This window comes from Hymenobacter sp. UYCo722, assembly GCF_040547115.1.
Classification (GTDB): Bacteria; Bacteroidota; Bacteroidia; order Cytophagales; family Hymenobacteraceae; genus Hymenobacter.
Window position 1 is genome coordinate 68134 of the sequence record NZ_JBEPPC010000004.1, and the last position, 15495, is coordinate 83628.

Sequence of the window (15495 nt, forward strand, 5' to 3'; positions counted from 1 at the left end):
GGTGCCGATACTGCGTTGCGGCCCCTGCGCGCGCCCACGCTGCACTATTGAGCCAAGCTGCAGCGGTTTTCAACGCTGCGTAAAAACTCCAAAGTGCCACTAGGCAACGGGAACCGGCAGGCAGATAATAAATTCGGTGTAGTCGTTTTCGCGGGAGTCGACGGTGAGGGTGCCGCCGTGGTCGCGCACCACAATGTCGTGGGCCAGGGCCAAACCCAGGCCGGTGCCCTCGCCCGCCACTTTGGTCGTGAAGAAGGGCTGGAAGATGCTGGCGCGCACGGCAGCCGGAGTACCGGGGCCGTTGTCGCGAATCCGAACTTCGACGTGGCCCGAGGGCAATAGCCGCGTGCTAAGCTGCACGGCGGGCAAGTAGCCGGCTTCGCCGCACTGCTGGCGCTGGCGCACGGCGTAAAAGGCATTGCTGAACAGATTGAGGAAGACGCGGCCCAGGTCGGGGGCTACTACGGGTACCAGCGGGAGGTGTTCGGCCAGGTGCGTAGGGCGGGCTGCTACGAAGGACTTGTCTTTGGCACGCATGCCCTGGTAGGCCAGGCGCAAGTATTCGAGGGCCAGCGTATTGAGGTTGGTGGGCTGGTGGGGCGGCGGCGGGCCGCCGTGCGAGCGAGCCAGCATGCTGGCAATAATGGCCGTAGCGCGCTGGTCATGCTGGCTGATTTCGCGCAGATTGCGCCGCAGCCCGGCCAGTAGCAGCTCTTGGCTGCCATCGCCGTTGGCCGACGATGAGGGCTCGCCGGTTATATCATCGACGAGCAGGGCGCTGACATCGGCAAAATTCTTTACGAAGGCCAGCGGGTTTTGCAGCTCGTGGGCAATGCCGGCCGTGAGCTCGCCCAGGAAAGCCATTTTTTCGCTCTGCACCAGCTGGGCCTGAGTTTCTTCAAGGCGGGCCAGGGTGGCGCGCAGCTCGTCGCGCTGGGTTTCGAGCTGGGCATTCTGGACGTTGAGCTGCTGGTTGGCGCGCTGGCGCAGCCGGCCGTTGTGCCACAGCAGCAGCAGCGCGGGCACGGCGGCAGCCAGGGCGGCCAGCAGCCATACTTGGCGGCGATGCGTGGCGGCCTGGGCGCGCTGCCGGTCGAGCTCGCCCAGTCGTAGCCGCTCACTCACGTCGAGGGCCTGCATCTGGCTGAGCGTGGTGGCGCTGAACAGCGTATCGCGGGTGGTGTTGGCCAGCCGTAGGTAGCGGAAGGCGGCCGCCGTGTCGTGGCGCGCCGCCTGAGCCGTGGCCAGAAACTGGGCCGCCTCGTACTGGCCGCGCGGATAGTTGCCGCGCTGGGCGGTACGCAGCGCCTGCCGCGCAAAGTACAGGGCCGAGTCGGTGGGTGGGCCGGCCGGCGGATAAAACAGGCGGGCCTGCCCCAAATAAGCCCGGCAGATGGCGAATGTGAAGCCGGCACCCAGCGAGCGGCGCAGACTATACCGGTAGTAATACTGGGCCCGCGAGCGATTGCCCAGACTGGCGTAGATGTTGCCCAGCATGGCGGCATCGCCTACTTCGCTGCTCAGGTCGTGGTTGCGCAGGTCGAGGGCCAGGCCCTGGCGCGAGTAAAGCAGGGCCGAATCGGGCTGGTGCAGCTGCTGGTACACGTTGCCAATATTACCCAGCACGCGGGTGAGCACGGCATCGGCGTGGCTGTGCTCGGCTACGGCCTTGGCCCGGCGCAGGTAAAACAGGGCCGGCCGGCTATTGCCCTGCTCCCAGCTGAGGTAGCCCAGTGCATTCAGGCCGCGTGCCACGAGTGGGGCGCTGCCTACTTCCTCGGCCAAATGCAGGCCCTTGAGGCCGAACTGCAGGGCGGCCGGGTAGTTGCCGGCTTCGCGAAAGCCCGAGCCCAGGCGTATCAGCACCAACGCCTCGCCCCGCCGAAATCCGATTTTTTGGGCCAGCTGCAGGGCCTGCCGGCAGTAGACAATGGTGGCCAGGGGGTCGATTTGAGTGAGCTCGGTGGCCAGTTGCGCAAGGAGCAGCACGCGGGTGGTGTCGGCGGGCATGGTGGCCAGCTGCCGCCGGAGGCTATCGAGCGGAGAAGCAGCAGCGGAAACGGCGGCGCGAGTCTGTAGCGCCAGCCCCAGCAGCACCAGAAGAATAGGTGATTTCATCGGGATACGGGAAGGGCAGAGGATAAAAAAGGACAGCCAGCAACCAAGCCCCGTGACCGGCCGGCGCAAGGAATGCGCCGGCCGAAGAACCACGCAATTGTGGCCGACGAATGCATAGCCAAAATACTACTATGTTTCGATATTCGGAATAAGACGGTGCGAAATTGTCCGGCCGGCCGGCCCGGGCCGCCGCCAGAGCTTTTCTTTGCAGGCTGGCTGCTGCGGTTTTCGGCGGCCGTTATTTGTTTTTCGTATGCCGCTGCTCGAAGTAACTACCCCGCGTTTGGCGCGGGAATTCATTGCCCTGCCTGCCCGCCTGCACGCGGGCGTACCTCAATACATTGGCCCGCTCGAAAACGAGGTGGAGGTGGTGTTCGACCCCATCAAAAACCCGAAATTCGCCAATGGCGAGGCTATTCGCTGGGTGCTGACCGATGCGGCCGGCACCACCATCGGCCGGGTGGCGGCTTTCCTCAACCGCGATGCGCCGGATGTGCAAAATGCCGACCTGCCCACCGGCGGGCTGGGCTTTTTTGAGTGCATCGACGACCCGGCGGCGGCCAACCAGCTCTTCGACGCGGGCCGGCAATGGCTGGCTGGCCGGGGCCTGCAGGCCATGGACGGGCCCATCAACTTCGGCGAGCGCAACCGTTTCTGGGGCCTGCTGATTGATGGGTTCGAGCGCCCGCCCAGCTACGGCATGTTCTGGCACCCGCCGTACTACCGGGCCCTGTTCGAGCAGTACGGCTTTCAGCTCTACTTCAAGCAATACACCTGCTACCGCACCACGACCACGCCGCTACACGCCCGCTTCGCGCAGCAGGCAGCGGGGCACGCGGCCGAATTCCGGTTTGAGCACGCCCGCAAGGCCGATGCCGAAAAGCTGGCCTACGATTTCCACCACGTCTACAACCTGGCCTGGGCTAGGCACGGCGGCGTGAAACCGATGACGCTCGACCAGGCCCGCAGCATTGTGAAGGAAATGAAGCCCGTGGTGGATGAGCGCCTGCTCTGGTTTGCCTACCACGGCAGCGAGCCGGTGGCGTTCTTTATCAGTTTGCCCGAACTGAACCAGATTTTCCGGCACGTGGGCCGGCGGCTGAACCTGTGGGGAAAGCTGCGCTTTCTGGTGGCTCGCTGGCGCTTTATGCGGCGGAACGACAAGCGCATGTTCGGCCTTATCTACGGGGTGGTGCCCGAGTACCAGGGCACCGGCGTAGATGCAGCGATGCTGACGTATGCGCGCCAGAAATTCGTGGATGCCGGCTACGCCGATATTGAGATGAACTGGATTGGGGATTTTAACCCGCGCATGCTGGTCACGATTCGCTCCATCGGGGCCAGCATCGTGAAAACTCATGCCACTTACCGCTATCTGTTCGATAGAGAGCGGCCGTTCGAGCGCATGCCCATTATCCGGTAGCTCATTTCTTAGGTAATCGTGCAGAAGTAACCGTAGCAAAAAGGCGGTCATGCTGAGCGCAGTCGAAGCATCTCTACCGCTTCGTTGAACGGCCCTTGCGAAGCGGTAGAGATGCTTCGACAAGCTCAGCATGACGTGCTAGATTCAACACGTTTACTTCTGCACAACAGCTTGCTACTGCGGTAGAGATGCTTCGACTGCGCGGACGCCAGATGAAGCATGACCGCCTTTTGTGCTACGGTTACGTTTACGCGACTCCTGATACTCGCCGCTTAGAATGGGTAGCCGATGGCCAGATTGAGCCGGGGGGTCTGATTGTCGGGGGTGCCGTAGGGCGCGGTCAAGGGATAAGCCAAGTCGAAGCGGATGACGAAAAACTGCACGTCGATGCGGATGCCGGCGCCGGCCCCCACGGCCAGCTGGTTGAGAAAGGTGTTGGCTTTGAACTGGCCGCCCGCCCGCTGGGGGTCGGGGTTGACCAGCCAGATGTTGCCGGCGTCCACAAACAGGGCCCCTTTCACGTAGGGAAACAGGTCCTGGCGGTATTCGATGTTGCCTTCGAGGCGCAGGTCGCCCACCTGGTCGTAGAAGCTGGTTTTGTTGTCGGCATCCGTATTGGGCTTGTAGGTGCCGGGGCCAATGCTGCGGGCCGCGAAGGCGCGCACTGAGTTGGGTCCACCCACCCCGAACTGTTTGAGGTAGGGCATGCCGGTGCCGGCCGAGTTGCCGTAGGGCAGGCCCGCGCCGATGAGCAGGCGGCCCACCAGCCGGTTTCCCTTGCTGGGGTCGGCCGAGAGGCGGAAGTATTCGCGCAGCTCCAAATCGACCTTGGTGTATTGGCTGAACTCCTGGCCGGCGATGGTGTAGCGGCCCCGTTCGTTTTTGGAAAGGCCCACGCTGCTGGACACCAGATTGGCCACGTTGCCGCTGAACTCGACGCCGCCGCTGAAGTAAATCTGCTGGCGGCGCTGCTCCAGCACCTGCTGGTTGTAGGTGTAGCGGTAGCTGCTGGCCAGAATGAACTGCTGGCGGAAAGCATTGGCCAGGTAGGGCTTGTCGACCAGCAGCTGGTCGAATGGGGCCGTGGTATTGGCCAGGCGCACGTACTGCACGTCGATGGGCTTAATTTCCTGCTCGTTGGTAATCTTGGTTTTGAACGAGTAGCCGTAGCTCCCGTTAAACAGGTCCTGCGTGAAGAAATTGGTGCGGGTGATGTTCTTGTAGCCCAACTCGAGGGTGGTGCGGGGCTGGAAATCGGAGTTGGGCAGGTGCACGTCCAGCAGCGGCAGGTCGGGCACCACCAGCCGCGGAATCAGCAGCTTGGCACTGGCCCCGATTTCGGTGCTGGTGAGGCCCAGGGCGTTGCCGCCGGCGCGGGTCTGGGTTTCGAACGAGCCCGTGGCATTTATAATCAGCTGCTCGGCCCCGCGCAGCGCCGAGCGGTTGCGGAAGCTCACGTTGATGGCCGGCCCGGTGAAGCCGTTGGTTTTTGTAACGAGCTGCACCTCGGCGCGCAGGCTTTTCTTCTTGAGCTGGGTCATCAGCACGTCGACGTCGAGGCGCGAGCGAACGTTGAGCGAATTGGTGGTCGGATTGACGATGGCCGTGTCGCCGGCCGCCGCCGGCCGAAAGCGAATTTCGACGAAGCGGAACGTGCCTAGGCTCATGAGGCGGCTCAGGGTCTGGTCGCGGCGGTGGCGGCGGTACAGGCTATCGGGGTACAGGAAAGTGGCCCGGGTGATGGCCTGGGCCTTGAACACGTCCTCATCGGGAAAATACTGGTAGCCCTGGTACAAGATGGGCTTGCGCATGGTGGTGTCGGTCAGCACGTAGTTGGTGTTGAGCTTCACCGCATTGAGCACGTAGGGCTGCAACGCCTTGAGCGGGGCCGAGGGCTTGATGCGCAGGTCGACGGTGGCCCGGTGGTCGAGGGTGCTATCGACCCGGAAGATGATGTAGTCGGGCGCGAAATAGTAGTAGCCCTGCTCCTTGAGCGCGGCGTCGATGCGCACGCGCTCGGCCGTGAGGGTATTCAGGTTGTAGGCGTCGCCCACCTTCACCAGGCTCTTTTCCTGCGTGGCCCGGATGGCCGCATCCACCAGCGTGTCGCGCTTCGGGAAATTGACCTGCGTGTAGCGGTACACGGTCCCGGGCAGCGCCGTATAGTCGACCTGCGCAGTTTTTTCCTGCTTTTTTACCTCAAAAGAAGTCGTGCCGTTGAAGAAGCCGTTGTTGTGCAGGCGGTTAATCATCAGGTCGCGGGTGGCGGCAATTTTCACCTGCGAAAGCAGCACCGGGGCTTCGCCAAACTTGTCGGCCAGGATTTTGCCCAGGCCCTTTTTCTTGCCCACGCCCATATGCCAGAAGTAGAGCTTCGGCCGCAGGCCCAGCAGCGAGGCGTTGGGCTTGGGCCGGAGCACCGACGCGAGCTCGGTTTGCAGCGCCGACTGGTTGTTCACCTTCTTCTCGCCGGCGGGGGGGGTAATGGTCACCTTACTGCCCGTGTAGAGGCGCTCGCCGTCGGGCACGAATTTCAGCCCCGAGCACGAGGCCAGCAGCAGCAGCAGCGCGCCGCTGGCAAGCCGGCGCGTTGTGGCAAGAGAACAGGGAAGCGGGGAAGTCAAATCGGGGCGAACGGGCAAATGGATGGAACGGGAGCGGGGGCGAGGGTTGGACAGCGGCGGGCTCATTTGGTTTTGCTGCTATCGGCGCGGGCGGTGGGCGCGGTCTGAACAGAATCCTTGGCCGCCTTCTTTTCAATTTTTTCTTCCTTGCGCTGGCGCTTGCGGTCGGCTTTTACCTCGGGCGGCAGCTTGGCAAACAGCTCCTGCAGGTTGTTGTAGTCGCGCTGAAACACCAGGGCCGCCCCGGTTTTAATAAGCTGGCCGTCGATGTCCTCGTAGGCGTTCTGGCGGAAGGCGCGCAGGCGCAGGCGGCCGTCGCGCAGAATGGAGTACTCGATGCTCACGTCGCCGGCAAAATTGCTGGCCGACGTGGTGCCCGACGTGGTGTTGTTGCCCGCCGTGCCGCTGAGCGGAATATCGGTGCCGAGGCGCACCGAAAGGCGGTTGTTGAGGAACTGACGCTTCACGGCCACGTTCAGGTCGGTGCGGCTTTTGGCGCTGCCGGAGCTGTAGTCGGCCTGGTTGGTCACGCCCAGGTCCACGCCCAGGCCGGAGAGGTACTTGCCGGTCAGGTTCTGGAGCTGGTCGGTGAGCACGGCGCTGGCCGAGCCCCGCAGCTGTGAAGCCACGAAACTCTCGCTGGCGCTGCTCTGGAAGGGGTTTTGCTGCAGGAAACGGCCCAGAATCAGCAGCGAGAACACCTGCTTGCTCATTTCCGACGTCTGGTTGGGCTGGCGCAGCTGGGCCAGCTTGGCATCGACCTGCCCGCCGAGAGCCCCCCGCTGGTCGGCCGGCAGCGTAATATCGAAGCCGATGAGCGGCTTGCTGAGCTGCTCGCTCACGTTCAGCAGCACGTTGAAGGGAAGGCGATTGCGGGCAATGGTGTTGGCGGTAGCATCGTCGAGGCCCTGGCCGGCCAACAGGTCGGAGGGCGCGGCATCGACCTTGTACACGGCCGTAATGTCGAGGTCGGCATTGTACGGGTCGCCGCTCCAGGTGATGGTGGAACCGGGCCGGATGCTGAAGTCGCGCGAGGCCAGGTCGTAGAGCGACAAGTGGTATTGGCCGCGTGCTACGGCCAGCCGGCCACTCAGGGTGATGTTGCCCACGGGGTCGATGTTAGTGTTGAGCGTGCCGTTGGCGCGCACGCGCAGGTTGTCGCCGCTCACCGGGTCGATAATGATGGTGAAGGGCGTTTTGTCGGTCACCGTTACCACGGCCGTCACGTCGTAGCCCGTGGCCGTGCGCAGCGTGTCCAGGGCCAGCTGCCGCTGCAGCATCGTATCGATGGGCGCGCTCTTGTCAATCCACTGCACAATGCCTTCGGTGTCGACCTTGCTGGGGTCGGCACTCGGCGACTCAATAGTGAGCTTGGAGCCCTCCACCACGGTCACGTTGGTGTCGATTTTGAGCAGCTCCAGTGGGCCGGTGATGCGGGTTTTCGAGTCCACCACCAGCTTGCCGTAGAACAGCGGGTTGTTCTTCCGGGTGCTGTTCACGGCCGTGAAGTTGTCGGTGGTGGCCGTCAGGTCGAAGGCGTAGCTTACGAAATCCCGGGTCAGCAAATGCCCGTTGGCCACGGCTTTGTTATCGGCCGAGTCGAGCACCGTGAAGTTGTTGAAGGCAATGCCCTGCGCGTCGAACGTGAGTTCCTGGCCCGGCAGGCGGTAGAGCGCACCCAGCTGCGTTACGGCAAAGGCCGCCTCGGGCGAGGTCGTGAGTGTGCCCCGCACGACCGGGGCCGCGGGCGCACCCGTCACGGCCAGCTGCCCGCGCACGTAGCCGGCCGCTTGCTGGAGCTGCCCGGCCGAAAAGGCCTGGGCCAGCTGCAGCTGCAGGCGCTGGGCATCCACGGTAAGATGCAGGGGCAGGGCTTCGCTGGCCAGGTAGTAGCCGCTCACGCGCACGTCGTTGCCCGCGCCGCCCACCGTGCCCGATGCGCCACCCGTCAGGCGCGCATCAATGTTGTAGCGGCTGGGGGCGGGGTTGGTGGCGTTAAGGGCGATGTCGCCAATCTGGGCCTTCTGGAACACCAGGTTTTTGATGGTGGCATCGGCCGTGAAGGCCTGCGTTTTTTTGCCCAGGTTGTCGATGCGGGCCGTGCCATTAAGCGTGCCGGCCACCAGCGAATCCTGCTGCTGCACGATGCGGGCCAACTCGGCCAGTTCGAAATTGGTGAACGTGACGCCCAGCGGCGAAGTCTTCACCTGCGGGTTCTGGCTTTGCAGGGCCAGGGTGCTGCGGCCGTTGGTCAGGTTCAGGCCGTCGGCCACCACTTCGCCGGTGGGGTAGTAGCGCACGAAGTTGTTGGCCCCGGCCGTCCAGTTCTGGTAGTTAATCACCTGCTCGGGCGCGGCCTCAAACTGGTACACCACGCTGCTGCCGCGGCCGCCGCCCTGGGCCAGTGCCTGCAGGGTGCCGGCCACCGCCAGCCGCTCGCGGTTAGCTGAGTCGCCCAGAATGGCCACGCGGGTGAAGAGCTTGTTGTTGGCCACGTTGCCGATGACGCTGGGGCGGCGCAGCTTGATGGTCGAATCCTGCGCGGCCTGGGCCAGGCGCAAGCCGTAGTCGAGCTTGGCGGGGTCCGAATTCACATCCAGCTTCAGCGAATCAATCCGGTAGTTCTCGTAGCGGATAACTGGAATGCTGGTGTTGGCCGTGAGGCGGGCGGCCTGCCGCGAATAGTCGCCGGCCAGCGTGAAGGGCGAAATCTTCTTCAACCCCTTCACCAGCTTGGTCGCCAGCGTGGGGTCTTTCAGCTGCAGCGAGTAGGTGAAGTGGCGGTCGGCCCCGTTGGGCACGTACTTCACGCCGGGCACGTCGAAGTAGCGGTCGAGGTGCTGCTGCAGCTCGGTGGCGATGTCGCCCAGGTGCACGTTGCCATCGAGCCGCACATTGGCAATGTCGGAGGTGATGACGGCCAGCGTGCGGCGGTCGTTCTGCACGATGCGGCCGTTGAGCGAATCGAGCGGAAACCGCTGGTTGTCGCGCACAATCACAATCTTGGTGCCGCTGAACGTGCCATTGAGCGTGTTCAGGCCGGAGCCGCGCAGGTTGGCCACCAGGTTGCCCTGCACGCGCAGGTCGCCGCCGGTATAAAAGCCCAGCGCCGTGAGGTTGGCCCCGCGCAGGTTCAGCTTGGTTACTTCGTAGGTGGGGTTGTTGGCGTCGCGCAGGTTCACCACGGCGGTCAGGTCAAGGTCGAGGTTGGGGTCGCCCTTGCTGCTGGCGTTGATGACGTAGCGGTTGCGGTCGAGGTCAACCGTCGCGGCTACTCCCTTATACGTATAGCCGTTGTAGCGGGCGCTCTGCACGTTGGCTTTCACCTGGCCTACCAGCGTGCCGGGGTCTTTCAGGTTGCCGGTGGCGTTGATGCGGCCCGTGGCCGTAACGCGCCCGATGGTGGGGTCCTTTAGCAGCTTGCCGAAGTCAAACGCCTTGGTGGCAAAGGTGCCCACCAGCGGCTGCTGGCCGTTGGCCCGCGCCTTGCCCAGCTGGCCGCTAAAAGCGAGGTCGCCGTAGCTGGTGCGCGCCCGCAGGTCGGTGTTGAACTGCAGCGTAGTGGGGTAGCCCTTGAAGGTGCCGTTAACCGCGAAGGTGGGCGGAATGCTGATGTTGTTCGGAATGCTGCCCTTCGGGGCCAGACTCATGACGTCGGCCCGCGACGAGCTAAACTGCCGCAAATCGGCATCCACGTACAGCCGCCCATCCACCTCCGGCAGGCCGGTGATGTGGATGCGGGGCGCACGCACCACGGTGTTGCGCAGGCCCACAAACTCGAAGTTGCGAATGGTCATATCGCCCACGCGGCCCGCTACCAGCCCGTTCACCAGCACCGACTGGTTGGGGCCAGTGTTAAACGGCGGCGTGCCGGCCAGGTCCGGGGCCAGGTACAGAATGTCGCGGAAGCCCAGGCGCACGTCCCGCAAATCACCTTCAATCTTCAGGTTGGGCAGCTTCTTCGTATTGCCCAGCGCCGCCAGGCTCTCGTAGCCAATGGCCAGCTTGCGCCGGATGCGGGTGTGCGGCGTAATCAGGTCAAGGCTGTCGAGTCGTATCTGCACCGAGTCGTACACCACGTTGGCGCGCCACGACGTGATTTCGAAGCCGCTCTGCTCTTTGCCGGCCAGGTTGTCGACCTTGGCAGTAGTGCGGTTTTCGGTGTAGCGCAGGTCGTGCGTGTTCAGCACGAGGTCGCTGAAGTCGAGGTGGTTGTAGTCGAGAGCCGGCAGGCGAGTGCGCTGCTTGGGCTCGTTGAAGTTGTCGAACTTCACGGCCAGGCCGCTGATGTCAGACTCGTTCAGCGTCACCTTCCAGGCCAGGCGCTGGCCGGTGGCGGCCTTGTTCTGGTCGGCGGCCTCGTCGAGCTTGCGCACAACCTCGGCGGGGTTCACCACGCGCTCCTCCACCGGAATATCCTTGTTCTGGGCGTAAGCGAAGGTGGTGTTTTTGAGGGTGAGCTTGTCCAGCGCCACCAGCTCCTTCTGCAGGTCGATGTTCTTCGCCGTGATATCGGCCCGGCCAATGCTGGTGCTGATGTACTGGCCCGCCGGCTGGTTCTTATAGGTGAAAGCCACGCTGTCGAGCAGGGCCCGGTTGATGCCGAACTGCACCGAAATCGGCGTGGTGGGGCCGGGGTTGTCTACCTGCGGGGCCGTCTTGGTTTGCACGATGCCGATGGCCGCGCGCCGCAGAGCCGCATTATCCACCTTATAGATGGACTTATCCACATCCACCGCGTCCATGTTGGCCGTAAACTCGCCAATGCGCGCCCGGATGTCGGAGCCGGTCACCTCATCGAGCTGCGTGAAGTAGATGTTGGTGAGGCGGGCCTTGCCGATGTCGTACTTCAGGGCGGAGGCCGTGGTATCAACCGGCGCGTTGGGGTCGACGAAAGCGTCGATGATGAAGTCGTAGTTGTTCACCGAATCGGGCTCGGTGCGGGTGAGGCGGACCCGGCCGTCGTTCAGCTCGACGTTGGATACATTCACCTGGCTGTGCAGCAGCGCCCAAATGTCGAGGTCGACTCCGAGGTGGCCAACGGCAAGCAGCGTGTCGCGTTGCTGGTCCTCCACGTACACGCCGTCGAGGTTGATGGCGTGGCGGAAATCGGTGCGGAGTTTCCCGATTCTAACTTCCGTCTTCAGCTTGCCACGCAGGTAGCTTTCGGCGCGGCGCGCCACAAAATCCTGCCCGGCGGGGAATTGAAGCACAACGACTACCGCGATAACCAGCAGCAGGATAAAGGCTAGCAGCCCCAGGATTCCGTAAAGAGTTCGGCGCAGAAAAGTGGACAAAGCAGCAAGGAATTAACAACGAGACAAAGCAGGGCAGTTCTCCCAAACGCAAAAAGCGGGGCCCGGGTTGGAAAATAGCCCGCTGCCCCGCCCTGCGGAACGTGGCCCGGCCAGTCTGCGTAAATCCCGGCCCGGATAGTCGCGGCTGCGCAACCGTTTGAGCAAAATGCCAGGCTTTCGGCTTCCTAACTCCTCCCTTCGCAAGTCCCTATCTTGCACCCCCCAAACACCCCCGCCTGCCCATGATACTACGTTTTTCCCTGCCCTACCGCACTCTTTTTGGCCAGCGCCTGGCCATTTGTGGTTCGCATCCCAGCCTCGGCAGCTGGCAGCCCGCGGCGGCTGTCGACCTGCACTACGACGAAGTTACCAGCTGCTGGAGCCTGGAAATTGACCTGGCCGAGGCATCGGGCGAGCTTACCTATAAGTATGTATTGCGCGACGATAACACCGGCGACCAACACTGGGAGTTCGGCCCCAACCGCCACATCGCCTACGCTGCTGCCCGCACCGCCCACCTGCACCTGGCCGACTACTGGCGCGCCCCCGCCCAACCCGAAAACGAGCTGCTGACCGCCGCCTTTACCAAAGGCCTGTTCCGCCGCCCTACCGGGAACGACCCGGCCCGCGCCAACGTGCCCGCCCCGGCCGCCAAAACCAAAAAGGCCCCCGCCGCCAAAACTAAAGCCGCCAAAGCCGCTGCCGAAACGCCCGAGCCAGGCACCAACACCGCCCCCGCTGCCGGCGAAACCATGTTCCGCCTGCTGGCTCCGCGCGTCGACTCGCACCTGGGCCTGTGCATCCTCGGCTCCGACCCCGCGCTGGGGGCCTGGGACAATACCAAAGCCCTCGTGCTGTCGGATGCGGAGTACCCCACCTGGGCCGGCACCGTGACGCTGCAAAACCCCGGCGAGGACTGCCGGTACAAGTACGCCATGTGGAACGCCGCCGCTGGCCACGCCCTCGACATGGAGGGCGGCGAAAACCGCGTAGTGCCCGCCACCCAGGGCCGCACCACCGCCCGGGTGTTCAGCGATGAGGGCTACCGCTATGCCGACGCCTGGCGCGGGGCCGGCGTGTCGCTGCCCGTGTTTGCCATGCGCAGCGCCCAGGGCCTCGGGGTGGGGGAGTTTTCGGACTTGACCCTGCTGACCGACTGGGCCGTGCAAACGGGCATGAAGCTGGTGCAGATTCTGCCCATCAACGACACCACCGCCACCCACACCTGGGTCGATTCGTACCCCTACGCCGCCATTTCGGTGTTTGCGCTGCACCCGCAGTTCATTCACCTCGAAGGCATCGCCGCCCTCAAGGACAAAAAGGCCGCGAAGGAGCTGGCGGCGCTCAAGACGGCGTTCAACGCCAAGGACTTCGTGGACTACGAGCCGGTGATGGCCGCCAAGTGGAAGTTCCTGAAGCTGCTCTACCAGCAGGAGAAGCAGGCGTTTCTGGCCGATGCCGAATACCGCGAGTTCTTCGCCGGCCAGGCCGACTGGCTGGTGCCGTACGCCGCCTTTTCGGCCCTGCGCGACCGGTTCGGTACCGCCGACTTCCAGCAGTGGCCCGCCGAGTTCCGCCGCCCGCAGCACCTGAGCGGGCTCACGGCCGAAACCGCGTCCGACTACGACGATTTCGGCCTGTTCTTCTTCACCCAGTTCCACCTCGACAAGCAGCTGCGCGCCGCCGTGGCCTACGCCCGCTCCCGGGGCGTGGTGCTGAAGGGCGACCTGCCCATCGGCATCTACCGCCACTCGGTGGATGCCTGGACCCAGCCCGAGCTCTACCACATGGATGCCCAGGCCGGCGCGCCGCCCGACGATTTCTCGACTACTGGCCAGAACTGGCGCTTCCCCACCTACAACTGGACGCGCATGGCCGAAGACGGCTACCTGTGGTGGAAGCAGCGCATGGGCCACCTGGCCCGCTACTTCGACGCCCTGCGCATCGACCACATCCTCGGCTTCTTCCGCATCTGGGAGATGCCCATCGAGTCGGTGGAGGGCCTGCTAGGTCACTTCTCGCCGGCCCTGCCGCTGCACCGCCACGAGATTGAGCAGCGCCTCGGCTGGTTCGACTACTCGCGCCTTTGCGAGCCCTACATCCGCTGGCACATGCTCCAGGATATTTTTCAGGGCGAGGCCGAAGCCGTGTTCAACGAATACCTGGACGATGCCAGCTACGGCCGCATCCACCTGAAGCCGCACGTGAGCGACCAGCGCAAAATCGAGGCCTACATCACCCACAAGCTGGCCGAGCAGCCCGAGCATGCCGACTATTTCGCCTGGCTGCAAAAGGGCCTGTTCCGGCTGGTGAACGACGTGCTCTTCGTGCCCGCCGGCGACGACTTCTACCACCCGCGCATCACCCTGAACAAGAGCTACTCCTTCCGCGAGCTTGATTCGGAGCAGGACCGCGCCCGTCTCTACGACGACATCTACGTGGACTTCTTCTTCCGCCGCCACGAGGAGTTCTGGAAGGAGCAGGGCCTGACGAAGCTGCCACCCGTGCGCTACGCCACCGACATGCTCATTTGCGGCGAAGACTTGGGCATGGTGCCCGCCTCGGTACCGGGCGTGATGAAGCAGCTCGGCATGCTGGGCCTGAACGTGCAGCGCATGCCGTCCAACCCCGAAGTCGAGTTCAGCCACCCCAACGATGCCGCTTACCTAAGCGTGGTGACGCCCAGCAGCCACGACACCAGCACCGTGCGCGGCTGGTGGGAGGAGGACCGGGTACGCACCCAGCGCTTCTTCGAAACCATGCTCGGCCACTGGCGCGAGGTGGCCCCGTTCTACTGCGAGCCCTGGGTGGCGCGCGAGATTCTGGTGCAGCACCTGCACTCGCCGGCCATGTGGGCCATTTTCCCGCTCCAGGATTTGCTGGCCATCGATAGCCAGCTGCGCCGCGCCAATCCGCACGACGAGCAAATCAACGTGCCCAGCAACCCCACCCACTTCTGGAAGTACCGCCTGCACCTGCCCCTCGAAGAGCTGGTGGAGGCCGTGGGCTTCAACGAGCCGCTGCGGGCGCTGGTGGCCGCCAGCGGGCGCGGGTAGCCGGGGTAAGTAGTTCTTCACTCATTCGAGCGAACTGCACAGCGGGCAACCGGTCATTCAGGACTGGTTGCCCGCTGTGCTTTTATCCACTGAAGCCATTTAGAAAGTCGCGCAAAAGTAACCGTAGCCAAAAAGGCGGTCATGCTTATCTGGCGTCCGCGCAGTCGAAGCAGCTCTTCCGCTTCATTGCATGGTCCTAACGAAGTGGTAGAGCTGCTTCGGCAAGCGGACGCCAGCTGAAGCATGACGTTCTAGAATCGATATGCTTACTTCTACACGACTACTTAGAAGGTCGGTGTTCCGATGCCGCGCCGAATTCATGCGATTAGTCGGTGCACTGCAAAAGTAATTTTTGCTCAACGACGAAACGCAAGTTGCCTTGCTACAACGTTCCGGTTACTTTCCAAACAGCTTCTTACGCTAATAATCACCATGCTATTCATTATTATCTATAGCTGAATTGAATAGTTGACAAGGTGGAATGTGATTTAATTAACAAAAAAATATTGTGCGATTTCGAGGCTTAATCAAAATCCAGCTTGATTTGAGGGGCGTATGTGAAAGGAGTTGTCCGCATGAGTGAAAATAATTATTATATATTATTATAATAATTAATAATCCGACAAACATTTGATTAACAAATGTTTGTGCTTATTGAATTACGATGCTATTGCAAAAAAAACAGTAATAACCGGCGTTAAATATCCCTAATGTATTTAATAAGTTTAGTTCCATATTTTTGCACTATATAGATTTATAATATGACAAATAGTAATTTTAACGAAACATCATCTCATGCATACAAGGATGATTGAGGTGTTTTCACCGTCGCAATAGAAGCGTTGGTCGAAGAATGTGTCAATTGATTTTCTTCGCGGGACTATTTTTGTCAAAAATTGCAACCCCGGCTTTAATGAATCACCAAGTTGCTTTGGTTTAATAGAATAACATCAGAATCTTAATATATTTTTTCACCT

5 protein-coding genes are annotated in these 15495 nt (G+C 62.4%); 2 read left to right on the top strand and 3 right to left on the bottom strand.

Annotated elements, in window-relative coordinates; all coding sequences use genetic code 11:
- Nucleotides 1-99: 99 nt before the first annotated feature.
- The gene (locus tag ABIB44_RS11930) at nucleotides 100-2118 is read right to left on the bottom strand and encodes a tetratricopeptide repeat-containing sensor histidine kinase (RefSeq protein WP_354584893.1); all 2019 of its coding nucleotides are present in this window, start codon (nucleotides 2116-2118) and stop codon (nucleotides 100-102) included.
- 253 nt (nucleotides 2119-2371) lie between these two features.
- Here ABIB44_RS11930 and ABIB44_RS11935 point away from each other — a divergent pair, with 253 nt between their 5' ends.
- On the top strand, nucleotides 2372-3541 hold the full coding sequence (locus ABIB44_RS11935; protein WP_354584894.1) for a hypothetical protein: 1170 nt from the start codon (nucleotides 2372-2374) through the stop codon (nucleotides 3539-3541).
- A 272-nt stretch (nucleotides 3542-3813) separates the two neighbouring features.
- On the opposite strand, the gene tamL is transcribed toward ABIB44_RS11935, so the two are convergent.
- Together tamL and ABIB44_RS11945 are read right to left on the bottom strand one after the other, a co-directional pair.
- Complete coding sequence (gene tamL, locus ABIB44_RS11940; protein WP_354584895.1) at nucleotides 3814-6165, bottom strand: translocation and assembly module lipoprotein TamL; 2352 nt, start codon at nucleotides 6163-6165, stop codon at nucleotides 3814-3816.
- A 62-nt stretch (nucleotides 6166-6227) separates the two neighbouring features.
- On the bottom strand, nucleotides 6228-11462 hold the full coding sequence (locus ABIB44_RS11945; protein WP_354584896.1) for a translocation/assembly module TamB domain-containing protein: 5235 nt from the start codon (nucleotides 11460-11462) through the stop codon (nucleotides 6228-6230).
- Between the two features lie 242 nt (nucleotides 11463-11704).
- Here ABIB44_RS11945 and ABIB44_RS11950 point away from each other — a divergent pair, with 242 nt between their 5' ends.
- Entirely contained in the window at nucleotides 11705-14518 is a 2814-nt protein-coding gene (locus tag ABIB44_RS11950; protein ID WP_354584897.1) for a 4-alpha-glucanotransferase, read from the top strand.
- Nucleotides 14519-15495: the final 977 nt, after the last annotated feature.

Bases quoted from the DNA above. Each gene is read 5' to 3' on its own strand.
- ABIB44_RS11950 (WP_354584897.1), top strand. From the start codon at position 11,705: ATGATACTACGTTTTTCCCTGCCCTACCGCACTCTTTTTGGCCAGCGC.
- ABIB44_RS11935 (WP_354584894.1), top strand. From the start codon at position 2,372: ATGCCGCTGCTCGAAGTAACTACCCCGCGTTTGGCGCGGGAATTCATT.
- ABIB44_RS11930 (WP_354584893.1), bottom strand. From the start codon at position 2,118: ATGAAATCACCTATTCTTCTGGTGCTGCTGGGGCTGGCGCTACAGACT.